This window comes from Embleya sp. NPDC020630 (assembly GCF_044334985.1).
GTDB lineage: Bacteria > Actinomycetota > Actinomycetes > Streptomycetales > Streptomycetaceae > Embleya.
The window spans coordinates 429,248-453,347 of record NZ_JBIRUB010000005.1 but is presented as its reverse complement, the minus strand read 5'-3'; the positions used below and the strand labels follow the sequence as shown (position 1 = coordinate 453,347).

The window sequence follows — 24,100 nt, the reverse complement described above, 5'->3', positions numbered from 1 at the left end:
CGCCCGGGCGATCCGTGTCGGACCGGCCGATTCGGGCACACGTATCCGCGAGCCCGGTCGGCGAGCTCCGGTCCCGGACGTGCCGACCATCCGCCCCCGAGGGTCGTTCGACCACCCGGTCGAACGCCTCGTGCCGCCCCCAGGAAGCAGGTGCGTGCCATGGCAGAGGTCGTACGTGAGGTCGAGCGGAAGTATGTCGCGCCGCACGGGGTGGGCGTGCCGGACTTCGTCGGGGTGGCGGACGGGGTGCGGGTCGAGGTCGGCGACACCGTCGAGTTGGACGCGATGTACTTCGACACGCCCGGCCTGGCGCTGGCCGCGCGCGGCATCACGCTGCGGCGGCGGACCGGGGGCGGGGATGCCGGGTGGCATCTGAAGTTGCCCGCCGGGGTGGACGCGCGCGACGAGGTACGGGCGCCGCTGGGTGCGTCCGAGCGAGTGGTGCCGGACGACCTCGCGGTGCGGATCCGCGCGTACACGCGCGGCGCGGAGCAGGTGCCCGTGGTGCGCCTGCGGACCGTGCGCGAGCTGCGGATCGCTCGCGCGGACGGACCCGCGCTGGCCGAGATCGCGCACGACACGGTGACCGCTGACGTCTTCCTCGGGTCGAAGGTGACCACCACCTCCTGGTCCGAGCTGGAAGTCGAACTGGTGGACGGCGACGCGGCGTTGGCGAACGCGCTGGAGCGGCGGCTGATCAAGGAGGGCTGGCGGCGCTCCGAGTCCGCGTCCAAGCTCGGGCACGCGCTGGCCGAGGCGGGAGCGCGGCCGAAGCGGCGGATCGCCAAACCGCGGGCGGGCAGCGCCGGGGCGGTGGCGCTGGACTACGTCCGGGAGCAGGTCGACACCCTGTTCGCGTACGACCCCCGGGTCCGGCTCGACGAGCCCGATTCGGTGCACAAGATGCGCGTCGCCACACGGCGGCTGCGCAGCGCGTTCCGGGTGTTCTCGCGGGTGCTCGACGAGCGGGTGACCGGGATTTTGGGCGCCGAACTCAAGTGGCTGGCGGCCGAGTTGGGTCGGGCCCGGGACCAGGAGGTATTGGCCGCGCGGCTGCGCGAGCGAGTCGCCGCGCTGCCGACCGAGGCGGTGCTCGGGCCGGTGGAGGCCCGCCTGACCGCCTGGGACGCACGGCGGCGCAACGACGCGCGGGCCCGGATCCTGGCCGATCTCGACGGCCCCCGCTACTTCGCGCTGCTGGACGCGCTGGACGCCCTGGTCGCGCGTCCGCCGTTCACGGTCAAGGCGAATCGACCGGCCCGGCGGCCGGCCGCGGCGGCCCTGCGCCGGGCCGACCGCCGCACCTTTCGCCGCGCCCGCGTCGCCCTGCGCACCCCCGCCGGCCGGGCCCGGGACACCGCCCTGCACGAGGTGCGCAAGGCCGCCAAGCGGGTCCGCTACGCCGGCGAGGCCACCGGCCCGGCCCTGGGCAAGCCGACCAAGCGGCTCACCAAGCGGGCCAAGGCGATGCAGGGCCTGCTCGGCACGCACCAGGACAGCGTGCAGACGCGCAAGGCGCTGCGGCGGCTTGCGATCGCCGCGCACGCCGCGGGCGAGAACGCCTTCACGTGGGGCCTGCTCTACGGCGAGGAGGTCGCGCTCGCCCGGCGGGTCGAGGCCGACTTCCCCACGCACTGGGCGGACTTCGCCCGTTCCCGGCTGCGCCGCGACCTCTGACGCGGCTTCCGGGCACGCCCTTCGGCCATGAGCTCCGGCCGTGTCTTCCGGCCATGATCGCGGCCGGCACATCTGCGCTCGGGCACCACCCGGTCACGACTCGGGGGTTCCGCTTTCGGCGCGTCGGTCCAACCGCTACGGTCGGTCCGGCGCAAGTGGGGGCGGGCGCGTGACAGCGCGCACCGAAGGTGTGGGGATCCAGGGGTGGGCATGGACGACTGGCGTATCGACGTACCTACGAACGGCAGCAAGCACCTGCCTCCGGATCCCGGGTACATCAAGGGACTCGCCAGTCAGGGCTATCGCTTCGAGGAGGCGGTGGCCGACCTCGTGGACAACTCGATCGACGCCGGCGCGTCCGAGGTCGTGGTGCATTTCCGGCGCACCGGCGACCTGTTGACCTCGCTGGTCGTGGTGGACAACGGACGCGGCATGACCGAGGCCGAGTTGGACACCGCGATGACCGTCGGCAAGCGGCGGGCGTACGACGACACGTCGCTCGGCATGTTCGGGATGGGCCTGAAGGCCGCGTCCTTCGGCCACGCCGAGAGCGTCACGGTGATCAGTCGGGCCAAGCGCGCCGGTACCGTCGGGCGGCGCTGGCGGACCGAGTCGGCGCAGGAGAGCTTCCAGTGCGACATCGTCGAGCTGGAGTTCGCCAAACGTTTCCTCGACCTATACGACGAGTACGTGGTGTGGAACGGCACGGCGGTGCGGTGGGACGGCGTCCGCGACTTCCCGGCGCGCGGTGACGCCGGGCAGACCGACATCTACGTGACCAAGACGATGCGTTCGCTGGCCGACCACCTCGGCCTGCACCTGCACCGGTTCCTCGCCGACGGGCGGATCCGGATCACCATCGCGGTCTCCGGCACCGACGACGAGGTGCCGCCGATGACCTGGCAGGTCCAGGCCGTGGACCCGTTCGGCTACACCGTGTCCGGACTGCCGGGCTATCCGCGCGTGTTCACCACCGAACTGGAGGGCGTCGGCCCGCTGACGCTGACCGCGCACGTCTGGACGCCGCGCTCGAACGCCGAGCAATTCCGCCTGCCCGGCGGGATTCTGGCCCGTCAGGGCCTGTACGCGTACCGCCACGACCGGCTCGTCCAGGCCGGCGGCTGGTACGGCCTGCGCCAGAGCGAGCAGCACCTGTCGCTGGCCCGGGTCGCGTTCGACCTGCCGGCCGACTCCGAGCATGCGTTCGGGCTGACCGTGAAGAAGGCCGAACTCCAGCCCGTACCGGGCTTCGTGGACGCGGTCGAGCGGGCCGTGGACGCCGACGGGCACACCTTCCTCGACTACCTCAAGGACGCCGAGGGCGCCTATCGGCAGGCCCGGACCACCACGCGCGAGCGCAAGGCGGTACTGCCGCCCGGGAAGGGCTTCGCGCCGGAGCTGCGCACGGCGATCGAGGAGGAACTGCCGTTCGTTCCGGGCGAGGAGCCGATCGAGGTGCGCTGGGTGCCGCTCGGCGGGGACGTGTTCTTCTCGATCGACCGGGACGAGCGCCGACTGCTGCTGAACAAGCAGTTCCGCGCCGCGCTGCTCGGCGGCCGGCGTGGCGGGCTCAACGACGTGCCGGTGCTCAAGACGCTGCTGTACCTGCTGATGAACGAGGCGTTCACCGGCGAGCGCATCGGCCCCCGGGTCAAGGACAACCTCGACCTGTGGCAGTCGTTGCTGCTCACAGCGGTCAAGAGCGAGACGGCGAAGTACGGCTCGGAGGGCGGCGCGTGAGCGGCGCGGACGGGCGGAGCCGACACCTGGGCTGCGAGGCGCTGCGCGACCATCTCGACAACGGGGCACCGATGTTGATCCCGGTCGAGGGCGACCCGCCGCTGTACTGGCACCTGGAGGCGGGCGGGCGGCGACCCGCACTGCGCATCCCGGTCCCGGCAGGCACGAAGGCACCCCGGCTCGGCATGCAGGGCGTGCGTGCGGTGTGCGTCCTGGACGGCGGCGAGCAGTTCCTGCACGTGTACACCGAACAGATGGACCTGCTGCGCGAGTTCCACATCGTGTGCTGCGAGATCGCGGATCGGGTGCAACTGGAGGGGACCGCGCCGGTCGTTGCCGTCCACACCACAGTGATGGCTTGGCGCAAACTCCTGGCGCGCAGACGCCGTATGCCGTTGGAGGCCGAGGTCGGCCTGTTCGGGGAGTTGCTGACACTGATCGGGCTGGCCGCAGCCCGCGGCTGGCATGCTGCGGTGGACGCCTGGCAACACCCCGAGTGCGCGGACCACGACTTCACCGTCGATCTCTACGACCTGGAGGTCAAGACGGTCGCGGGCGGCGCCCGGGTGCACACGATCCATGGCCTGGGCCAGCTCACCCCACATCGGAATCGGCCACTGTGGTTCGTCTCGCATGTGCTCGACGCAAGCGATTCGGGGCGCTCCGTGCTCGGACTTGTGGAGGGGATCCGATCGTCGGTCCGGATCGCGGCTCCCTCGGCGCTGGACGGCTTCGACACGCGGCTCCAGTCGTGGCTTGGGTCCGAGTACGAAGTCCCCCGCGAGCACCGTTGGTCACCTCACGAAGCCCCATTGGCGATGCCGGTCGACGAGCACTTTCCGCGGTTGACCGGCGGTATCCTCGCGACTCTCCCACCGGCCACGGCCGCGCGTATCCTCGATGTGGACTACCGCATCGATGTCGCCGACGCGGGCTCTCCGGCCATGGCTGCACCGGACGGAATCGGCGTGGTGGTCGACCTGTTGCGGGTGCTGCCTCCCGATGTCGCGTCAGACTTGCACGACCCGAAGGACGACTCTCGGTGAACGACGACGACCTCGTACTGCTGGACCTGCACCGAGCCGCATTCGGTGGCATGTCCGGCCCGCCCAGGAACTTTGCCAAGGCACTCGCCTTCCAGGCGGGAGAGCATGCCGGGCCGCTGCCCGCCCTGGACGAATCGGCACTGCGCCGACGCCTGCACCACGCCCACCCCGACGACCCGTTGCTCTTCCTGTGGCGCGATCGATTGAGCCGCTGGGATTTCGCGGACGGCGACACGCCGCCCAACACCGCCAAGCGTCGCAACGCCACGTACGATGCGCTCGGCCTCGAATCGACCACCCGCGAACTCCTCGATCGGCGTTCGCCGTTTGCGCCCAGTACCGGAGCGGTGGTGATCACGGACGAAGACTGGCAGCCGTGGTACACCCCGACGGTTGCCCGGCTCCGTAGTCACTACTGGGACGGATACCGCAGCTGTCTCGTGCGCAAGCAGTGGCAGCCCGATGCCATTTCGGCCCTCGACCGCAACACCACCAAGGTTGTCGAACGTCTGGCCGATCCCGCCTCCGAACAGCCCTACCAGTCGAAGGGCTTGGTGGTCGGCTATGTCCAGAGCGGCAAGACCGCAAATTTCACCGGGGTAGCCGCCAAGGCAATAGACGCGGGCTACCGCCTGGTCATCGTGCTCACCGGCACCATCGAAACCCTGCGCGCCCAGACCCAGCGCCGCCTGGACATGGAACTCGTCGGTGTCGAGAACATCTACTACGGCCAGGATCCGGACTCCGGCACGCTCCCGTTCCGGGACTACGACTACCTCGATGACCGGGACCGGCTCGGTGGAAAGTTCCTCCGACACGGCGCGTTGCCGTCCCGACTGGGCGGGTTCGACATCGTTCGGCTGACCCGGCATCAGGACGACTACCAGGCGCTGCGCCAGGGGCTCAGTGCGCTGGAGTTCGAGAAGGCGGACCGGTTCACACCGCTCTACGCGCCCGAGAACCTGCATCGCAGTTCGGCCCGGCTGATGGTGGTCAAGAAGAACGCGTCGGTGCTGAAGAAGCTCGTCAAGGACCTGGCCCGGATCAAAACCGAGCGCAGCGAGATTCCCGCGCTGATCATCGACGATGAATCCGATCAGGCTTCGGTCAACACCTCCGACCCGAAGAAGTGGGCCCAGGATCAGGTCCAGCGCACGGCGATCAACGGGATCATCTCGGAACTGCTCCGCATGCTGCCGCGTGCTCAGTACGTCGGATACACCGCGACCCCGTTCGCAAACGTGTTCATCGATCCGGCCGACGCCGAGGACATCTTCCCCAAGGACTTCGTCATCTCGCTCGACCGCCCGGACGGTTACATGGGCGTCGCCGACTTCCACGACATCGACTCCACGGTCCCCTCGGCAGAGCGCACGGTGGCCACCTCGGCCGAACTCGCCCATGTGCGACCGGTGCAGTTGCGTCACGATGACGACGACGGCGACCTGTGCACAGCCATCGACATGTTCGTGCTCACCGGAGCCGTCAAGTTGTTCCGAGCCGAATCGATCAAAGGCGAGACGCCCTTCCGCCACCACACGATGCTCGTACACGAATCGGTCAAGACCGATGTCCATCGGGGTCAGGCCCAGCGGATCAACGAAATCTGGACGCGTGCTGCCTACCTGGGGGCGGGGGCGTACGAACGCCTGCACCGACTCTACGAGCAGGATCTCCGGCCGGTGAGCGAGGCCCATGCCGCAGGCGCAGCCATTCCGCGCTCGTTCGCGGAGGTCGCGCCGTATATCGGCCCGGCCGCCATGAAGATCCAGAATGCCAACGGCAGTCCCGTTATCGTGATCAACGGCGACAAGGAAATCGAGGAGCGCACTGCCGACTTCGACCGGGAGGATGTCTGGCGGATCCTCGTCGGCGGAGCAAAACTCTCCCGCGGCTTCACCATCGAAGGCTTGACCGTTTCGTACTACCGGCGCAAGACCCTGGCTGCCGACACCCTGATGCAAATGGGTCGATGGTTCGGTTTCCGGCCGAACTACCGGGACCTGGTCAGGTTGTACATCGGACGCGAAGAGGGCGGTCGCAACGGCGACCTGTACGAGGCCTTCGAGGCCGTATGTCGGGATGAGGACGAATTCCGAGAACAGCTCCGGCTCTATGCCGAGTTGGTGGACGGTGTACCGCAGGTAACCCCGGCTCGGATTCCTCCACTGGTGACCCAACGGCTGCCTTGGCTCAAGCCCACGTCGCGCAACAAGATGTTCAACGCGGAACTCGTGGAGACACGATCGCCCGGGCGGATCGTGGAACCCATGGCCTACCCGACCAAGTCGGCAGACCTCCGGCACAACGCCGAACTCTTCGCCCCGGTGATCGCCGCGTTGCAGCCGGAGCGAATCGATCTCAGTTTCCCGCGGGCAAACCTGCCCGGGCTCCTGACCTTCCCGGCCTACCAGGGGCGCGTCACACACGACCGACTGCTGCCGATCCTCCAAGGTTTGCGCTGGTACGACCCGGAGCGCTTCGCGCCGGACCTCGCCTACCTCGGCAACCCCGAGGTGGTCGCAGGCATCGACGACTGGATCGTGCTGGTGCCGCAGCTGAACGACGCCGAGTTGGAACCGATCGAGTTGTACGGTTTCGGTCCGCTCGACGTGGTCATCCGACGTCGACGTCGACCCGGCTTCTTTTCCAGCGTCACCGCACCCCGGCATCGTTTTGCCGCTCACCGCATCGCCGGCGCATCGCCCTCCATCGGCGACCCGGTCGCCGACGGTCTGGCCGCACCGCGGCGTGGCTGCCTGGTCCTGTACCCGACGATGACGGACGAGAGCAACGACCTCGTGATGGCGTTCGCGCTCGTCCCCCCGGTCACCGCGGTCGGGCGCGACCGGCGCCTCGTGGCCTTTCGGGCCAAGGACTCCTCCCGGGGCGCGGCCGCGATCGTGGCGGCGCCGGCGGTGGTGTGACGCCGTGGGGCGGGGCGGCGTCATCCCGCGATGACGTCGCCCCGCCCGACGAGCCGGTGGGTAGCCGTCCCTGGCTACCGATCCGTCAGTGCACCCAAAGGGCGTAGACGGTGCCGCCGTTGTTCAGACACAGGTACACCGGTCCGTGCGCCGGGACCGTGGCCTTGCCCGCCGCGTCGCACGACTCGGCGCTCGGGTAGTAACCCCAGAGGTAGAAGCCGCTCGGATCCGCCATCGCGGGTTGCGCGGCAACCCCCACACCCAACATTGCCGCGGCCAACGCGATACCCGCCATAGCCTTGCGCATGTGCTCGACTCCGTTCTCGTCCCGAGGGCGACTCGGGGCGTTGGAAAGGTCGTTCGGGCTGTACATGTGGAACATGTGGTGCCGGCGCGCACGCGGAAAACGCTAGCCGGTGCCCTCGACCCGAGCAATAGGTCTATACCAATTGAATCGATCCATGCATCGATCCACACGTTGCTCACACGTTCGGCCCGTGCCCGGCCGGAATGCTCCCCGGGTCCGGTCGGTTGTACCAACGAAGGACCACCACCACTGCCCGCCGGAGGAGAGCCGATGCCGACGTCCACACCCGGCCATGTCGTGACCACCGTGCACAGCACCCAGACCGTGACCGTCGAGATCGACGGCGAGGTGGTGGCCCGGTCCACCCGCCCCGTCGTGCTCTACGAGACGGGTCTGCCCATCCGCTACTACCTGCCGCCGGAGGACGTCGACCTGACCCGCTTCGAGCCCACCGACACGCACACCACGTGTCCGTTCAAGGGCGAGGCGTCCTACTGGAGCTACCTGGGCGGCGCCGACTCCGCCCCGCGCCCGGACGTGGCATGGGAATACCCGAAGCCGATCGAGTCGGTGCCCGACATCGCCGGTCACCTGTGCTTCTACGACTCGGTCGCGCGCGTCACGATCGAGGGCGAACCCCCGGCCCAGCCGGCCTGATCGCGTCGGCCGGCACCGACCCACCGGCCCGGCCCGAGTTCCGCCGACGCCCGGCCGACGGCGCGATCCGCGGCCGGGTCGGCGAGGCCGAAGAAGCGCGCCGCGTTGCCGCCGAGGATCAGCGCCCGCTCGTCGGGGCTCAGCTCCGGGCAGCCCCGAACCACCCCGCCGGGGTCCGACTCGCCCAGCGGGAACGGGAAATCGGTGCCGAGCATCACCCGGTCCGCGCCCATCACCTCGACCAGCAATCGCAACGCGCGCGGGTCGAACACGGCCGAGTCGACGTAGAACCTGCGCACGTACTCCGACGGCGGCCTGGGCGAATCGGCCCGCACCAGATCCCGGTTGTGCCACGCGTTGTCGGCCCGCCCGAGCAGGAACGCGAAGCTGCCGCCGCCGTGGCAAAAGCACAACTTCAACGACGCGGGCAGCCGTTCGAACGCGCCCCGCAGGATCATCCCCAGGATGCTCAGCTGGGTCTCCGCGGGCATCCCGACCAGCCACGGCAGCATGTGGTCGCGCATCCGGTCGCCGCCGAGCATGTCCCACGGGTGCACCAGGACCGGGATGCCCTCGTCCCCGCAGTGCGCCAGGAACTCGACGATGCCGTCGTCGCCGAGGTAGCGCTCGCCGACGTGATTGCCGATGTGTACGCCGCGATGCCCGGCCGCGACCGCCCGCGACACCGTCTCCCGGGCGGCGCCGAGGTCCTGCAACGGCACCTGGCACAGCGGCAGCAGCCGCCCCGGGTCGGCCGAGCAGTAGTCGAGGATGCGGTCGTTGACCAGGTCGCACCACTCGACCGCGCGCGCCGTCTCAGCCGCGTAGCCGAACATCAGCGGGGTGGAGGAGATCGCCTGGACGTCCACGCCGAGCGTGTCCATCTCGACCAACCGGCTCTCGGCGTCCCACAGCGGCGCGCGCACCGGGCGGTACTCGGCCGGGCCGCTCATCATCATCCCGGTGCCGTCCCCGCGCACCCGCAACCACGGCTCGCCCGCGCCGGCCAGCACGCGGCTCTCGGCGCGCGAGATCCTGGGGAAGACGTGCGCGTGGACGTCGATGACAGTCACGGAACCTCCGTGGTCCACCGCCGGACTCGGCCGACGGTCGGGGCGTGGGGAAAGCGGGCGGCGCGATCGGGGCTCATTCGGCCGCCCCGGGCCGGGGCAGGATCCTCGGCCGCATCGCCTCGGGCCAGACCCGGCCCGGGTGGATCGCGCCGCACCGCGGGCAGGCGCGGTCGCCAGCGTAGAACGCCTCGAACAGCGGCGGCAGGTCGTCCACGATCGAGCGCACCTGTACCGGCGAGCGGTGCACCAGGTGGTGGCACTCGACGCAGTACCACTCGAACGCGTCGACCTCGCCCTCGGCCCGACTGGACTCGATCACCAGTCCGACGCTGCCGGGTTCCGGGCGTTGCGGGGAGTGGCGGACGTGCGGCGGCAGCAGGAAGACGTCGCCCTCGTGGATCGGGATGTCGACCGGCGGCCGGCCCTCCTCCTCCATCACCCGCAACACCATGGACCCCCGGAGCTGGTAGAAGAACTCCTCCAGCGGGTCGTCGTGGAAGTCGGTGCGCTGGTTGGGGCCGCCGACCACGGTGACCACGAGGTCGGTCCCGGTCCAGATCTGGACGTTGCCGACCGGCGGCCGGAGCAGGTCCCGGTGCTCGTCGATCCAGGCCGTGAAGTTGAACGGCAGGCCGTTGCTCGGCTTCGGCAGATTCATCTCGCCCTCTCAGGACTCGACGACGGAGGCAGCGGAGGAGACGGTTCGGATCGTGGCGGCGTCCCCGGACGTTCCCCGGACGGGACGGGCCGCGGTATGTGGGCGACGCAGGAGATCTCGATCAGCAGGTGCGGATGCGGGAGTTGGTGCACGGCGACGGTGGTGCGGGTGGGGCCGGTCTCGTCGAAGTACTCGGCGTAGACCTCGTTGTAGCCGCCGAAGTCGTTCATGCTCACGAGGTACGTGGTCACCGAGACCGCGTCGGCGAGCCCGCCCCCGGCGGCGGCGAGCAGGTCGGCGATGTTCTCGATCACGGCCCGGGTCTGCGCGCGGATGTCGAGGTCGGTGGTGCCGGCCGAATCCACCCGGGCACCGACGAAGCTGCCGTCGGGGCGCCGCGAGCTGGTCCCCGACACGTAGACGAAGTCGCCGGCCCGGCGCACGTGCGGGAACCGGCCGCGCGGGGCGGCCTTGCCCGCGACCACCATCGCGTCGTCGGCACTCATCGGGTGCTCACCTCGGCCCGGCCAAGCCCCGCCGCGGACACCCGTACATGGACGCCCCTCGGCAGCGGCAGCGCGGCGGTGGCGGCGCCGGCCAGCACGATCCACCCGGGCCGCAGTTCCAGGCGGGCCCCGGCGGCGAGCCGGGCGGCGGCGATCAGCGAGCGCAGCGGGTTGCCCAGGATGGCCGCCGACGACCCGGTCGCCACGGGCCGGCCGTCGATCTCGACGAGCAGGCCCAGGTTGGCCGGATCGACCGCGCCGGGGTCCCGCCACGGGCCCACGCCGAAGCCGGCCGCCGACGCGTTGTCCGCGATCACGTCGGGCAGGGTGAAGGCGAAGTCGGCGTAGCGCGAGTCCAATACCTCGTAGGCGACCGCGACGCCGGCGATCGCGCGCACCGCCTCGGCGGGGGTGACCGCGCCGGCGAGCGGGCGGCCGATCAGGAACGCGATCTCCGGCTCGATCCGCGGCTGGATCAGGCCGGCGGTGTCCAGGACCCCGCCCTCCTCGATCAGCATCGCATCGGTGAGCAGGCCCCAGATCACGTCGTCGACGCCCATCTGGATCATCTTGGCGCGGCTGGTGAAGCCCATCTTGACGCCGAGCGGCGCCTCGCCCCGGGCGATCCGCCGCTCGATCACGGCGCGTTGGACCAGGTAGGCGGTCGCCGGATCGAGGTCGGCGGTGTCGGTGGGGCGCCGGGCGGTCCGCCCGGCGAGCGCGGCCTCGTCCAGCCGGGCGGCGAGCGCCGCGACGAGGTCTGCGTCGTGCGAACCGCTCATCGGTCGTTCTCCTTGGTGTCGTTCGCGGCGAACGCGACCCGGACGTCGCCCAGTCCGTCGATCCGGGCCTCCAGCACATCCCCCGGGACGACCGGCACCATCGGGCCGAGCGCGCCGGTGAGCACGGTGTCCCCGGCACGCAACGGGCGGCCGAGGCGGACCAGGCGGTCGGCGAGCCACAGGGCCGCGTGCAGCGGATGGCCCAGGCAGGCCGCGCCGACGCCGGTGGAGACCGGTTCGCCGCGCCGCTCCAGGACCATGCCGGCGAGCCGCAGGTCGACGTCGGCGAGCGCCACCGGGCGATTGCCCAGCACGTACATCCCGGACGAGGCGTTGTCCGCGATCGTGTCCGCGATGGAGATGTCCCAGTCGCGCACCCGGCTGCCGCACACCTCGATCGCGGGCAGCACGAACGCGGTGGCCCGGATCAGGTCGGCGACGGTGTGCCGCTCGTGCGTGAGGTCGGCGGCCAGGACGAGGGCCACCTCCGCCTCGGCACGCGCCTGCAGCACCGCGCCGACCGGGATCTCCGCCCCGTCGGGCACCGCCATGTCGGCGTACAGCATGCCGAAGTCCGGCTCGTGCACCCGGAGTTGGCCCTGCACGGCGGCGGAGGTCAGGCCGATCTTGCGACCGACGAGCCGGCGGCCTTCGGCGAGCCGGGCCAGGGTGAGTCGTTCCTGGACCGCGTACGCCTGCTCGACGCCGTGGATCAGGTCGCGAACCGGTGCGCATGGCACGCCCGTTCGCTCCGCGTCGAGCAGTCGTGCGGCGGCCGCCTCGACGGCTCCCCCGTCGGCCGCCTCGCCGGCCGTCCCGCTGGCATTCGTCACTGTTCCGGACCCTCCAGAGCCTTCGATGTCTTCAATGCCTTCGACGTTTCGACGCTTTCAGACGGCGATGCAGATGTTGACCGGCTCGGAGAAGAAGTCCAGCGAGTATTCGCCGCCCTCTCTGCCGATGCCCGATGCCTTGATCCCGCCGAACGGGGTGCGCAGGTCGCGCAGGTTCCAGCAGTTGACCCAGACGATCCCGGCCGCGACGCGCGGAGCCACCCGATGCGCGCGGGACAGGTCGCGGGTCCAGACCGTCGCCGCGAGGCCGTACGGGCTGTCGTTGGCCAGCGCGACCGCCTCGTCCTCGGTGTCGAACGGCGCCACGTGGCAGATCGGCCCGAAGACCTCCTCCCGCACGGTGCGCGCGCTCTGCGGCAGGCCGGTCAGCACGGTCGGCTCGACGTGGAAGCCCCGATCGCGCTCGTCGCCGAAGCTCGGTACCCCGCCGCCGGCGACGACCGTCGCGCCCTCCTCGACCGCGAGCCGGTAGTAGGACAGCACCTTGTCCCGGTGCGCGGCCGAGATCATCGGCCCGTAGTCGGTCAACGCTGCGGCTCTGCGGCCCAGTTCGGCGACGAAATCGGCGTGGATCGAGCGCTCGACGTAGACCCGCTCGGTGCACAGACAGATCTGCCCGGAGTGGGTGAAGGCGGAGCGCAGGGTGCCCGCCACGGCCTGCTCGAAGTCGGCGTCGGCGAACACGATCGCCGGGTTCTTCCCGCCGAGTTCGAAGGAGACCGGGGTGATGTGTTCGGCGGCCACGCGCATGATCGCGGTGCCGGTGGCCGACTCGCCCGTGAATGCGATCGCGTCGACGTCCGGGTGCGCGGTCAGGAACTCCCCGGCGGCGCCCGCGCCGTGACCGTGGATCAGGTTGAACGTGCCGACCGGCAGGCCGACCTCGTGGATCACCTCGGCGAGCAGCGTCGCGGTGGACGGCGTCTCCTCCGACGGCTTGGCCACCACGGTGTTGCCGGCCGCGAGCGCGGGCGCCACCTTCCAGGTGAGCAGCAGCAGCGGGAGGTTCCACGGCGAGACGATCGCGACCACGCCGAGCGGCCGGCGCACGGTGTAGTTGAGCGCCTGCCCGGTGCCGCCGCTCCATCCCGGCACGGCGGTCGAGTGGGCCCGCTCGGGCCGGCCGTACAGCAGGTCGGCGTAGGCCCGGAAGTTGCCGATCGCACGCGGGATGTCCACGCTCGCGGCCAGGTCGCGCGGCTTGCCGGTGTCCGCGGCCTCGGCGTCGACGAACTCGTCGAAACGGGCCTCGACGCCGTCCGCGATCCGCCGCAGCGCCGCGGCCCGCGCCTCGACCGAGGAAGTGCCCCACATGGCCAGCGCCGCCCGGGCCGCCGCCACGGCCGCGTCCACCGTCTCCCGGTCGGCTTCGGGCACCTCGCCCACCACCGTCCCGTTCACCGGGTCCACCAGCGGGAACCGCGCGGCGCCCGCGGGCCGGAACTCCCCCGCCACGTAGTGCGCGGGCCGGACCGCCCTCCCGACCACCGATCGTGCCATCGCCGATCCCTTCGCCGCGGTGACGATCGCCGTCGCCATCGTTGTCGATCATCCGCCCCCGGGTTTGTCACCTCGGGCTTTCCCACCCCGAGCCTCCCGCGCCACGGCATGCCCGTCCAATACCTGTTGGAGGCTCACGCATATCGTTTCGGATATACCAATATTGCTAATGCACATTTTCTCCTTGACTCATTAGATCAAAGATCGATAGAACTGACCCACCAGCCCGACGACGAAGGCAGAAGATCATGAACATCGCCGTGGTGCCGCAGGTGGCGCACCGGTTCGTGGAGGTCGACGGGGTTCGGGTCTTCTACCGCGAGGCCGGACCCGCCGACGCGCCCACACTGCTCCTGCTGCACGGATTCCCGTCGGCCTCGCATCAGTTCCGCCGGCTGATCGACGTGCTCGGCAACGACTTCCACCTGGTCGCGCCGGACTACCCCGGCTTCGGGCACACCGAGGTGCCGGACGGGTTCACCTACTCGTTCGACCGGCTGGCCGACGTGGTCGAGGGGTTCGTGGACGCGCTCGGCCTGACCCGCTACGTGCTCTACACCTTCGACTTCGGCGGGCCGGTGGGCATGCGGCTGGCCGAGCGGCGACCTGCGGCGGTCGCCGGGCTGATCGTGCAGAACGCGAACATGTACACCGAGGGCCTGTCGGAAGTGGCCCGCGACTTCGTCGCGCTCACCCCCGAGGTCGCCGGTGCGCGGGATCGGGCGGCCGAGTTGCTGGTCCTGCCGGTCACGCGCGGCCAATACGAGGGCGGTACGGCCGACCCGACGCTGGTGGCCCCCGACGGCTGGACGCTGGACCAGCACTTCCTGGACCTGCCGGGGCGCAAGGACGCCCAGGTCGACCTGGCCCTGAACTACCACGCCAACGTCGCGCTGTACCCGAGCTGGCAGGCGTGGCTGGCCGAGCACCGCCCGCCGACGCTGATCGTGTGGGGCCGCAACGACATGTTCTTCCCCGAGGCCGGCGCGCACGCCTACCTGGCCGACCTGCCGGACGCCGAGGTGCACGTGCTGGACACCGGCCACTTCGCGCTGGAGGACAAGCTCGCGGAGGTGGCCCCACTGATCGCCGACTTCCTGAGCCGACTCCCGCGCTGAGCCGGGCGCGGGCAGGGCGGACCCGGGCGGAGCGGCCCCGGGCCGGGCGGTTTGGCTTCGCCCGGTGGCGTCGATAGGTTGGCAAAACGTGTTGTCGCCGATCGAAAGCGGTTCCCGGTGGATGTCGCCCGCGCCATGGCCCACGATCCGCACGGTGTCTTCGCCCGCATGCGCGAGGCCGGTCCCGTACACACGATCGTCGCGCCCGACGGCAGCCCGGCGTGGCTGGTCACCCGGCACGCCGACGTACAGGCGGCGCTCGGCGATCCCCGGTTCTCGCTGGACAAGTCCCATGCCAGGCCCGGTGGTTACAAGGGGTTCGAACTTCCGCCCGCCCTGGACGCCAACCTGCTGAACATGGACCCGCCCGACCACACCCGGCTGCGTCGACTCGCCGGCCAGGCGTTCACCGCGCGGCACACCGCGAGCCTGCGCCCGGAACTGGAGCGTGCGGCCCAGGCGTTGGCCGACGACCTCGCCGGCCGCGAACGGGCGGATCTGGTCCGGGACTTCGCCACCCCATTCGCGGTCGGCGCGATCTCCGAACTGCTCGGCGTACCGGCCGAGTCCCGAACCGACTTCCGCACCTGGACCAACGCGGTGCTCGGCGCCGACGCCACGCGCGAGGGCATCCGAGCGACCGTGCGCGAGATGTACGCCTTCTTCGTCGCGCTGCTCGCGGCCAAACGGGCGAATCCCGGCTCCGACCTGCTGTCCGCGCTGATCGCCGCGCGGGACGCCGACGATCGGCTCAGTGAGGACGAACTCACCTCACTGGCCTTCCTGCTGCTGTTCGCCGGCTACGAGAACTCGGCCAATCTGATGGCCGGCGCGCTGTACGCGATGGTGGACGACGAGGTGTTGCGCGACGCGTTGCGGGCCGACCCGGAGGCGGTGCCGACCCTGGTCGAGGAGGTGGCCCGGCACATGTCCCCGGCGCTGCTCGCGATCCGGAGATTCCCGCTGGAGGATCTGGAGTTGGGCGGAGTGACCATCCCGGCGGGCGACACGGTCTTCCTGTCCATCGCGGCGGCCAACCGCGATCCGCGCCGCTACCCGCACGCGGACCGCATCCGGCTCGATCGGCCCGACCCGGCCCGCCACCTGAGCTTCGGCCAGGGCATCCACTACTGCATCGGCGCGCCGCTGGCCCGCCTGGAGGGCGAGATCGCGGTCCGTACCGTGCTGACCCGCTTCCCGAAGGTCCGGCGGCACGCGCCGATCTCCTGGCAGCCCTCGATCCGGGTGCGCGGACTGAGCAGCCTGCCGGTCGAACTCGGCGGCTGACCCGCCCGATCCGCCGCCCGACGCGTGCCGTTCCGTGGCGGGAATCCCCATGGTCGGTGTTGCCGGGACCAATGGACTGTCACAAGTCTGTGAGAACCCTGTGCGAAGTGGTTCACGCCCCGTGACGTCCGGGCGGAAAAGGACGAGAGTGGAGGCAGCACGGCAGGGGATCGACGGCGCGAGGCCACAACCGTCGAAGGGTGGCGTGCGATGGATGGGGAGTCGGAGAGATGGCTGTTCGTCGAGCGATGGCAACACGAACGCGCAACGACAACGAGCGGGCACCCGGCCGGGCGGCGGGCGTGCGCTGGTGGACCAGGCGGACCACGCAGGCCGCCGCGATGCTCGTGCTGATGGTGGTGGCACTGGCGGTCGGGCCGTCGCTCGGCGTGCTGCCGTCGTTGTCCGAGCGGGTGAACGGGGTCAGCCGGATCACCGACGTGGTGCACGACTCGGACTCGCACGGCCACCACCGGCACTGACCGTCGGACGGCTTCGGCGCCGGCACCCGGGGCCGGTCCGTCGCGGGTCCCGACGCGCCCCCGGGGCCTCAGTACCGCACCGACTCGATCGCCCGGCGCAGACCGACCTCCAGGATCTCCGGGTCCTCCCAGTCGCGGGTGACGTGGTCGAACAGCAGCCCCTGGAGCAGGGCGAGCAGGACGTGCCCGTCCAGGCGCGCGTTCGTCGATCCCAGCGCCAGCGCGACCAGTTCGGCGAAGCCGCGGAACTCGGCCTGACAGCGGATCATCTCCTCGCGGATCAACGGCTCGCGCGCGCCCGCGAGTTCCAGCTCCAGCCGGGCCAACTGCACATCCCGGCCGTCGTTCCACCACTCGCGCAGGGACCGGGCGATCCGCGGGTAGTCGATGGCGATCGGGCGCACCGCCGTCATCCGCATCAGCTCGTGGGTGATCTCGCCGGCGTACATCTTGTCGAGGGTGGCCATGCGGTCGATCACCGCCAGGATCAGCTGATCGCGCGTCTTGAAGTAGTACGTCACCGAGCCGTTGGGCAGTCCCGCCTCCTCCTGCACCGCGCGATGGGTCAGACCGCGCAACCCCTGTGAGGCAAGCACCCGGATCGACGCGTCGAGCATCAGCGTGCGGCGGTCGGCCCGTGCGGGGGGCGGGGACGACGTGGCGGGTTCGTTGTCGTGCGGCATGGGTCCATTATCCCCGAGCTTGACGCTTGTAGAGATTTTCTCTACAACTATAGAAACTACTTCTACGAACGTAGGAATGGCCGATGGCTGCCTCAGGGATACCCGTCACCGCCGCGCCACGGGGGATCGACACGTCCGCGCCCAAGCGATCCGGCCGCCCGACGAACCCCAGGCTGGTGCTGCTGCTGGTGTGCGTCGCCCAGTTCGTCCTGCTCGTCGACGACACGATCGTCAACGTCGCCCTGCCGACCATCGGCGACGACCTCGAGTTCGGCGAGAGCTCGCTCTCCTGGGTCACCAACGCCTACTTCCTCACCTTCGGCGGCTTCCTGCTGATCGGCGGCGGGCTGGCCGACCTGCTCGGCCGGCGCCGGCTGTTCGGGATCAGCCTGGCGGTGTTCGTCCTGGCCTCGGCGGTGTGCGGACTGGCCCCGAACGCCGGGGTGCTGATCGGCGCCCGTGCGGCGCAGGGCATCGCCGGCGCGATGCTCTCCCCCGCCGCGCTGTCGATCCTGCTGGCCACCTTCCGCGACCCCGCCGAGCGGGCCCGCGCACTCGGCACGTGGGCCGCGCTCACCGGACTCGGCGCGGCCACCGGGCTGCTCCTGGGCGGCGCGCTCGTCGAATGGACCCATTGGCGCTGGATCTTCCTGATCAACCTGCCGATCGGCGCGCTCGCGCTGTTCGCGCTGCCCCGCACGATCGGCCCGGACGACCGCGACGCGCCGCGCCGGGTACCGGACTTCGCGGGTGCGGCGCTCGGCACCGCCGCCGTGCTGACCCTGGTGTACACGGTGGTCGAGACCGACAAGCACCCGTGGGGTTCGACCCGGACCCTGGTCGGCCTGGGCGTGGCCGTCATCCTCGCCCTCGGCTTCACCGTGCGCCAACGCGCGGCGGCCGAACCGCTGTTGCCCCGGGCCCTGTTGCGGATGCGGCACGTGGTGCTCGCGGACGTCATGGTCCTGGTCGCGGCCGGCGGGCTGTTCGCGATGTTCTTCTTCCTGACCCTGTACATGCAGCGCATCCAGGGCTGGTCGCCGATGCGCACCGGCCTGTCGTTCCTGCCGTTCAGCGTCGGCATGGGCGCCGGCGCGGCGGTGTCCACCAAGCTGCTCGCGCAGCGGGGACCGCTGCTGCCGGTCAGCGTGGGTCCGGCGGTGGCGGCGGGCGGCATGTGGTCGCTCAGCCGACTGGACGCGCACAGCTCGTTCGCCGCGCACCTGTTGCCCGCGCTGGTGATCACCGGGCTGGGTCTGGGGGTGGCGTTCGTCGCGATCATCAATACCGCGACCGGCGGCGCGGGCGAGGGTGAGGGCGGGGTCGCGTCGGCGATGGTGACGACGTGCCAGCAGATCGGCGCGGCGATCGGCATCGCGGTACTCGTCACGGTCGCCACCGATCACACGAGGAACCAGGTCGAGTCGGGCGTGGAACGGGGCCGGGCGGCGATCGACGGATTCGCCCGGGCATTCGAGATCCAGGCGGGCCTGATGGCCGCTGCGGCGGTGATGGGCGTCGTGGTCGGACTGGCCGCCGAGCGACACCGGACCGCGCAAAAGTAGGCCGCGCGTGTGACGCCGGTTCGGGTGGATCAGCCGGGCCGGCGTCGGGGGGTGGTGGGCCGGCGTCGGGGGCGACGGGCCGGCCTCGACGGGGCGATCCGCGCCGGTGTGATCATGTGCTCCGAACCGGTGAACTCCGCCCGACTCGTGCGTGTCCGCACCGAAGTGATCACAAACGTGTGCCAGACACACGACATGGACACCACTTCCGTCACGTCGTCGCGTCGCACGTTGCTGATGGGCGCCGCCGCAACCACCACTCTCGGTCTCTTCGCCGCCGCTCCGTCCGCCTCCGCCACGGACAAGCACCCCACCCCCCGTCCCGCCTTCGTCCCGGAACCGGTACGCACGGTCGACGCCGGCCCCCAACGCGTCGCGGTCACCTTCGACGACGGACCGCATCCCGACTACACCCCCGGGGTACTCCGGGTGCTGCGTCGCCATCGGGTGCGCGCGACGTTCTGCGTCGTGGGCAGCGAGGTCGAGAAGCATCCCCAACTGGTGCGCGCGATCCACGACGCCGGACACATGATCGCCGGCCACTCGTGGTCGCACCCGGACCTTCGGCGGCTGAACCCGGACGAGGTGGCCGAGGAGGTCGACCGCAACCTCGCCGCGATCGCGCGGGCGTTGCCCCGGTATCGGGTCCAGTGGTTCCGCGCGCCGTACGGCGGCTGGTCGCCGGAGGTGATGGGCGCGCTGAGCGCTCGCGGGCTGCGTCCGCTGGGCTGGTCGGTCGATCCGCTGGACTGGTCGCGCCCGGGTGCGGACGTGATCGCCGAGCGGGTACGGAGCGCGCTCACGACCGGCTCGATCGTGCTCAACCACGACGGCGGCGGGGACCGCGACCAGACGATCGCCGCGCTGGAGGTATGGCTGCCCGAGGCGCTGTCCGACGGGTACCGCTTCGTGCACCCGGCCTGACCCGCACCCGATGCGGGCCGCCGCCACCGCCGCCGGGCCCACGTCGACTTCCGTACGCGACCTGGGCCCGGACCAGGCCTGGCCGGAGGGGCCGGCGGGTCAGGTCGGCTTGGCACAACGTTCGCAGCGGCCGGTCAGGGCCACGGCGGTCGGGTCGAGGGCGAAGCCCTGTTCCGCGGCCAGCCGGAACGCCACGTCGTCCAGCAGGTCGCCCGGGGCGTGGCCGACCGTGCCGCAGACCCGGCAGCGTACGTACACCCGCGCGCCGCCGACGAGATGGCCCGCCAAGTGGTAGGTGGCCGCGTCGTGCCGGAGCCGGGTGAAGGCGACCAGGTCGAGGCGTTCGAGGGCGTCGAGCGCCCGGTAGATGGTGGTCCGGTGTACCCCCGGCGCGGCGCGGGAGACGGCGGCGAAGATCGCGTCGGCGCTCAGGTGTTCGTCGGCGTCGGCGAGGACCCGCAACACCGCCGTACGCGCCACCGTGACCCGCTCGCCGTGCGCGCGGATCTGCCGCACCGCCTCGGCCACGGGGTCGGGGGTGGGGTGCTGTACACCGTCGTCCATATGCAACAGTGTCGCATCTGGCCGGTGCACGATCCGGCCCGGGGCGACCGACCGGAAACCCCGACGCAGGCCGGCGAGGCGGCACGAAGGGGGTGGGAGCGGTGCCGATCCGAGACCGTGACGACGCCTGCCCCGGGGTCGTGGACACCTCCCCCGCCGACGACGGACTGATCGCGCGCGTACGCCTGCCGGGCGGCCGGCTCGGACCCCGCCAAATACGCGAACTCACCGCCCTGGCCAGGCGGTTCGGCACCGGTTCGGTGGATCTGACGGCCCGCGCCAACATCCAGCTGCGCGGTCTGGCCGAGGCCGACCTGCCCGGCTTCGCCGACGCCGTCGAGGCGGCCGGCCTGATGCCCTCGCGCAGCCACGACCGGGTGCGCAACATCCTGGCGAGCCCCCTGGCGGGTCGCGATCCACGGGCCCTGCTCGACGCCGACCCGATCCTGACCGCCGTGGACGAGGCCGTGTGCGCGGCGCCGGACCTGACCGCGCTGTCCGGCCGCTTCCTGATCGGCATCGACGACGGCGGCCTCCCGATCGCCTCCGCCCGCCACGACCTGGACCTGGTGGCCCGGTCGGCGGACACCGTCGCGCTGTACGCCGCCGGCCACGACACGGGATGGCGCTTCGCCCCGGCCGACGCGGCGACCGCGATCGTGCGCGCGGCACGCGCGTTCCTGACCGCCCGTGCCGACAGCGGCGCCTGGCACGTCCGCGAACTCCCTTATGGCGCAGTGGCGTTCGCCGCCGAACTGGGCGGCGACCCGGGGCGTCCCGGACCGGTCGCGGACGGCGCGGCGACGCACCCGGATACGCGGCGGCGCGACGCGGGGCCGCCGATCGGGGTGCTGCGGCAAAGCGACGGCCGGTACGCCGTCGGGGTCTCGGCGCCGCTCGGGCGGTTGACGTCGGAACAGTTGCGCGCGCTGGTCGCGACGGGGGCCGAGGTACGGATCACCGGCTCCCGGGGCCTGGTCGTCCGGGACCTGGTCGACCCGGCGGGCGTGTCGGCCGGGTTGGCGGCGGCCGGCCTGTCCGCCGACCCCGCGTCGCCGTGGCGCGGGGTGAGCGCGTGCAGCGGCCTGGGGGCGTGCCGCCGAGCCCTGGCCGACGTCCGCGCGGAGGCGACCCGCCACGCACTGGGCCACTCCCGGGCCGCCGCGCTCGTCCTCGACGGCGACCTGGACGAAGACCTCTCCGGCGACGCCGGTCCGGCATCGCCCACCCGTGTCGCCACACACTGGGTCGGTTGTGCCCGCGCCTGTGGCACACCCGCCGGGGCGACCGTGCTGGTGGCCCGGGAGGACGGTGGCTACCTGGCCCTCCGGCCGGATGCCGCCGGGCCGCCGGGGGCCGAGGGGGCCACCGCGCCGACCGGGCCGCCGAGCCGGACATGAGCGCCCACGCCCATGCCCCGACCCACCCCCGCCGTGGCCGACCGCCACGTACCCCGATCACCATCACCCCGACCACCATCACCCCGCTCGCGGGCGAAGGAGCAGCCGACGTGGACGACTGGATCAAGGACGGCCCCGAGATCTATCGGCGTTCGTTCGCGACCATCCGGGCCGAGGCGGACCTGTCCCGCTTCCCCGAGGACGTCTCGCGCGTCGTCGTCCGGATGATCCACGCCTGCGGCATGACCGACCTGCCACAGGACGTCGGCTTCCATCCCGACGTGGCCCGCGCCGGCTCGGCCGCGCTGCGCGCCGGGGCGCCGATCCTGTGCGACGCGAACATGGTCGCCTCCGGGGTGACCCGCAAGCGGCTGCCCCGGGACAACGACGTGCGCTGCCTGCTCGCCGACCCCCGTACCCCCGTGCTCGCCGCCGAGCAGGGCACCACCCGCAGCGCCGCCGCCGTGGACCTGTGGGTGGACGACCTGGGCGGCGCCGTGGTGGCCGTCGGGAACGCGCCCACCGCGCTGTTCCGGCTGCTCGAACTGATCGACCAGGGTGCCCCGCGCCCCGCCGCGATCATCGGCATCCCGGTCGGCTTCATCGGCGCGGCCGAATCCAAGCAGGCCCTCGCCGAGCACCCCGCCGGCATCCCCTACCTCGTCGTGCACGGCCGCCGCGGCGGCAGCGCGATGACCGCCGCCGCGCTGAACGCGCTCGCGAGCGAGCAGGAATAGCCGATGCCCCGCACGAGCAGCCCGCGGACCCGCGGCACCACCCCCACACCCACCCCCAGGAGCACAGCGTGACCACCACCGGCCGCCTGTACGGCATCGGCCTCGGCCCGGGCGACCCCGAGCTGATCACCCTCAAGGCGCATCGCCTGATCACCTCGGCCGACGTGGTCGCGTACCCGGTCAAAAAGGGCGCCCGCGGCGTCGCGATCACCATCGCCGAGCCCTATCTGACCGAGAACCAGCTGCGCCTGCCGCTGGAATACCCGGTGACCACCGAGAGCACCGATCACCCCGGCGGCTACGACGGCGCGCTCGCCGACTACTACGACACGACCGCCGCCGAGATCGCCGCGCATCTGGACGCCGGTCGCGACGTCGCGGTGTTGTGCGAGGGTGACCCGTTCTTCTACGGCTCGTACATGTACTGGCACGAACGGCTCGCCGACCTCTATCCCGTCGAGGTGGTTCCCGGGGTGACCTCGGTCAGCGGCGCGGCGGCGGTGCTGGGCCGCCCGCTCGTCCAGCACGACGAGGTGCTGACGATCCTGCCCGGTACGCTCCCGCCCGACGTGCTCGCGGCGCGGCTGCGCACGGCCGACTCGGCCGCGGTGATCAAGCTCGGCAAGCGGCATTTCCCGGCCGTCCGGGGCGCGTTCGAGCAGGCCGGACTGGCCGATCGCACGTGGTACGTGGAGCGCGCCACCACCGAGCGGCAGCGGGTGCGTCCGCTCGCCGAGGTCGAACCGGCCGACGTTCCGTACTTCTCCCTGGTGATCACCCCCTCCACCGCGCCCGGCGGCGAGTTCGCCACCAACCGCACCCCGCGCGAGCCGGAGCCGGACTACGCCATCCCCGAACCCACCGGCGAACTCGGCTCGATCGACGTGGTCGGCCTGGGCCCGGCCGGCCCCGAATGGCTCACCCCCGACGCGCACGCCGCGCTCGCCGCCGCGGACCACGTGGTCGGCTACGGCCCGTACGTGGACCGCGTCCAGCCCCGCCCGAGCCAGAAGCGGCACCGCACCGATAACCGGGTCGAGGCCGAACGCGCCCGCCACGCCATCGCGTTGGCCGAGGCGGGCGGCCGGGTCGCGGTGGTCTCCTCGGGCGACGCGGGCGTGTTCGCGATGGCCTCGGCCGTGCTGGAGGCCGCGCACGAGACGGCCACCGAGGTCCCGGTCCGGGTGGTCGCGGGGCTGTCCGCGATGCAGGCCGTGGCGGCGCGCGCGGGTGCGCCGTTGGGCCACGACTTCTGCGTGATCAGCCTGTCCGCGATCCTCAAGCCGTGGGACGTGATCGAGCGCCGGTTGACCGCCGCCGCCGAGGCGGACCTCGCGGTGGCGATCTACAACCCGGCCTCGAAGACCCGGCGCACCCAGGTCGCCGAGGCCCGCGACCTGTTCCTGAAGCACCGCTCGCCGGACACCCCGGTGGTGGTCGGCCGCGACGTCGGCGGTGCGACCGAGTCGGTACGGGTGGTCCGCCTCGCCGACCTGGACCCGGACGTGGTCGACATGCGCACGCTGCTGATCATCGGCTCGTCCCAGACCCGCGCCTACCCGCGCCCCGATGGCGGCACCGGCGTGTACACGCCGCGTCGCTACCCGGCCTGA

The 24,100-nt window shown here is 71.6% G+C and carries 22 protein-coding genes; 13 read left to right on the top strand and 9 right to left on the bottom strand.

Features of this window, described 5'->3' with window-relative positions:
- Nucleotides 1-159: 159 nt before the first annotated feature.
- The 4 genes from ACH4XV_RS20785 (at nucleotide 160) to ACH4XV_RS20770 (ending at nucleotide 7,390) form a co-directional block, all read left to right on the top strand.
- Nucleotides 160-1,677 carry a CHAD domain-containing protein gene (locus ACH4XV_RS20785; RefSeq protein WP_395791792.1) on the top strand — a complete coding sequence of 506 codons (1,518 nt, stop codon included), beginning with the start codon at nucleotides 160-162 and terminating at the stop codon, nucleotides 1,675-1,677.
- A gap of 210 nt (nucleotides 1,678-1,887) precedes the next feature.
- Entirely contained in the window at nucleotides 1,888-3,417 is a 1,530-nt protein-coding gene (locus tag ACH4XV_RS20780; RefSeq protein ID WP_395791790.1) for an ATP-binding protein, read from the top strand.
- Nucleotides 3,414-4,463, top strand: coding sequence for a PD-(D/E)XK motif protein (locus tag ACH4XV_RS20775; protein ID WP_395791788.1), 1,050 nt, complete (start codon nucleotides 3,414-3,416; stop codon nucleotides 4,461-4,463). Before ACH4XV_RS20780 ends, ACH4XV_RS20775 begins: the two co-directional genes overlap by 4 nt.
- Before the next feature lie 50 nt (nucleotides 4,464-4,513).
- Nucleotides 4,514-7,390, top strand: a complete 2,877-nt coding sequence (locus ACH4XV_RS20770) for a Z1 domain-containing protein (protein WP_395792016.1) — start codon at nucleotides 4,514-4,516, stop codon at nucleotides 7,388-7,390.
- An 85-nt stretch (nucleotides 7,391-7,475) separates the two neighbouring features.
- Here ACH4XV_RS20770 and ACH4XV_RS20765 read toward each other — a convergent pair whose 3' ends face one another.
- Nucleotides 7,476-7,697 (bottom strand): hypothetical protein, encoded by a 222-nt coding sequence (locus tag ACH4XV_RS20765; protein ID WP_143657836.1) that lies wholly within the window; start codon nucleotides 7,695-7,697, stop codon nucleotides 7,476-7,478.
- A gap of 270 nt (nucleotides 7,698-7,967) precedes the next feature.
- Between ACH4XV_RS20765 and ACH4XV_RS20760 the strand changes: the two genes are divergently transcribed.
- Nucleotides 7,968-8,354: a DUF427 domain-containing protein gene (locus ACH4XV_RS20760; RefSeq protein WP_395791786.1), complete on the top strand. Its 387-nt coding sequence runs from the start codon at nucleotides 7,968-7,970 to the stop codon at nucleotides 8,352-8,354.
- On the opposite strand, the gene ACH4XV_RS20755 is transcribed toward ACH4XV_RS20760, so the two are convergent.
- From ACH4XV_RS20755 to ACH4XV_RS20730, 6 genes are all read right to left on the bottom strand, one after another.
- Nucleotides 8,297-9,427, bottom strand: coding sequence for an amidohydrolase family protein (locus tag ACH4XV_RS20755; RefSeq protein WP_395791784.1), 1,131 nt, complete (start codon nucleotides 9,425-9,427; stop codon nucleotides 8,297-8,299). The two genes, ACH4XV_RS20760 and ACH4XV_RS20755, sit on opposite strands and share 58 nt — an antisense overlap.
- Nucleotides 9,428-9,500: 73 nt before the next feature.
- The gene (locus ACH4XV_RS20750; protein WP_395791782.1) at nucleotides 9,501-10,085 is read right to left on the bottom strand and encodes a 3-hydroxyanthranilate 3,4-dioxygenase; all 585 of its coding nucleotides are present in this window, start codon (nucleotides 10,083-10,085) and stop codon (nucleotides 9,501-9,503) included.
- Complete coding sequence (locus ACH4XV_RS20745; RefSeq protein ID WP_395792014.1) at nucleotides 10,082-10,573, bottom strand: RidA family protein; 492 nt, start codon at nucleotides 10,571-10,573, stop codon at nucleotides 10,082-10,084. The genes ACH4XV_RS20750 and ACH4XV_RS20745 overlap by 4 nt, the downstream gene beginning before the upstream one ends.
- A gap of 14 nt (nucleotides 10,574-10,587) precedes the next feature.
- Nucleotides 10,588-11,373: a 2-keto-4-pentenoate hydratase gene (locus tag ACH4XV_RS20740; RefSeq protein ID WP_395791780.1), complete on the bottom strand. Its 786-nt coding sequence runs from the start codon at nucleotides 11,371-11,373 to the stop codon at nucleotides 10,588-10,590.
- Nucleotides 11,370-12,206 carry a 2-keto-4-pentenoate hydratase gene (locus tag ACH4XV_RS20735; protein ID WP_395791778.1) on the bottom strand — a complete coding sequence of 279 codons (837 nt, stop codon included), beginning with the start codon at nucleotides 12,204-12,206 and terminating at the stop codon, nucleotides 11,370-11,372. Before ACH4XV_RS20735 ends, ACH4XV_RS20740 begins: the two co-directional genes overlap by 4 nt.
- Before the next feature lie 57 nt (nucleotides 12,207-12,263).
- Complete coding sequence (locus ACH4XV_RS20730; protein ID WP_395791776.1) at nucleotides 12,264-13,727, bottom strand: 2-hydroxymuconic semialdehyde dehydrogenase; 1,464 nt, start codon at nucleotides 13,725-13,727, stop codon at nucleotides 12,264-12,266.
- Nucleotides 13,728-13,975: 248 nt separating this feature from the next.
- Here ACH4XV_RS20730 and ACH4XV_RS20725 point away from each other — a divergent pair, with 248 nt between their 5' ends.
- The 3 genes from ACH4XV_RS20725 to ACH4XV_RS20715 all read left to right on the top strand — a co-directional run bounded on the left by ACH4XV_RS20725 (nucleotide 13,976) and on the right by ACH4XV_RS20715 (nucleotide 16,614).
- Nucleotides 13,976-14,845 carry an alpha/beta fold hydrolase gene (locus ACH4XV_RS20725; RefSeq protein WP_395791774.1) on the top strand — a complete coding sequence of 290 codons (870 nt, stop codon included), beginning with the start codon at nucleotides 13,976-13,978 and terminating at the stop codon, nucleotides 14,843-14,845.
- Nucleotides 14,846-14,980: 135 nt separating this feature from the next.
- Nucleotides 14,981-16,132, top strand: a complete 1,152-nt coding sequence (locus tag ACH4XV_RS20720; protein ID WP_395791773.1) for a cytochrome P450 — start codon at nucleotides 14,981-14,983, stop codon at nucleotides 16,130-16,132.
- 248 nt (nucleotides 16,133-16,380) lie between these two features.
- Nucleotides 16,381-16,614, top strand: coding sequence for a hypothetical protein (locus tag ACH4XV_RS20715; RefSeq protein WP_380038116.1), 234 nt, complete (start codon nucleotides 16,381-16,383; stop codon nucleotides 16,612-16,614).
- 68 nt (nucleotides 16,615-16,682) lie between these two features.
- On the opposite strand, the gene ACH4XV_RS20710 is transcribed toward ACH4XV_RS20715, so the two are convergent.
- A complete protein-coding gene (locus ACH4XV_RS20710) occupies nucleotides 16,683-17,297 on the bottom strand; it encodes a TetR/AcrR family transcriptional regulator (protein ID WP_395791771.1) in 615 nt (204 codons plus the stop codon).
- A gap of 83 nt (nucleotides 17,298-17,380) precedes the next feature.
- Here ACH4XV_RS20710 and ACH4XV_RS20705 point away from each other — a divergent pair, with 83 nt between their 5' ends.
- Together ACH4XV_RS20705 and ACH4XV_RS20700 are read left to right on the top strand one after the other, a co-directional pair.
- The gene (locus ACH4XV_RS20705) at nucleotides 17,381-18,862 is read left to right on the top strand and encodes an MFS transporter (protein ID WP_395791769.1); all 1,482 of its coding nucleotides are present in this window, start codon (nucleotides 17,381-17,383) and stop codon (nucleotides 18,860-18,862) included.
- Between the two features lie 195 nt (nucleotides 18,863-19,057).
- Nucleotides 19,058-19,786 carry a polysaccharide deacetylase family protein gene (locus ACH4XV_RS20700; protein WP_395791767.1) on the top strand — a complete coding sequence of 243 codons (729 nt, stop codon included), beginning with the start codon at nucleotides 19,058-19,060 and terminating at the stop codon, nucleotides 19,784-19,786.
- A 99-nt stretch (nucleotides 19,787-19,885) separates the two neighbouring features.
- On the opposite strand, the gene ACH4XV_RS20695 is transcribed toward ACH4XV_RS20700, so the two are convergent.
- Nucleotides 19,886-20,350, bottom strand: coding sequence for a Fur family transcriptional regulator (locus ACH4XV_RS20695; protein WP_395791765.1), 465 nt, complete (start codon nucleotides 20,348-20,350; stop codon nucleotides 19,886-19,888).
- A gap of 101 nt (nucleotides 20,351-20,451) precedes the next feature.
- Between ACH4XV_RS20695 and ACH4XV_RS20690 the strand changes: the two genes are divergently transcribed.
- The 3 genes from ACH4XV_RS20690 (at nucleotide 20,452) to ACH4XV_RS20680 (ending at nucleotide 24,100) form a co-directional block, all read left to right on the top strand.
- The gene (locus tag ACH4XV_RS20690; protein ID WP_395791763.1) at nucleotides 20,452-21,750 is read left to right on the top strand and encodes a cobalamin biosynthesis protein CobG; all 1,299 of its coding nucleotides are present in this window, start codon (nucleotides 20,452-20,454) and stop codon (nucleotides 21,748-21,750) included.
- A gap of 110 nt (nucleotides 21,751-21,860) precedes the next feature.
- Nucleotides 21,861-22,487, top strand: a complete 627-nt coding sequence (locus ACH4XV_RS20685; RefSeq protein WP_395792012.1) for a precorrin-8X methylmutase — start codon at nucleotides 21,861-21,863, stop codon at nucleotides 22,485-22,487.
- Between the two features lie 68 nt (nucleotides 22,488-22,555).
- Entirely contained in the window at nucleotides 22,556-24,100 is a 1,545-nt protein-coding gene (locus ACH4XV_RS20680; RefSeq protein ID WP_395791761.1) for a precorrin-2 C(20)-methyltransferase, read from the top strand.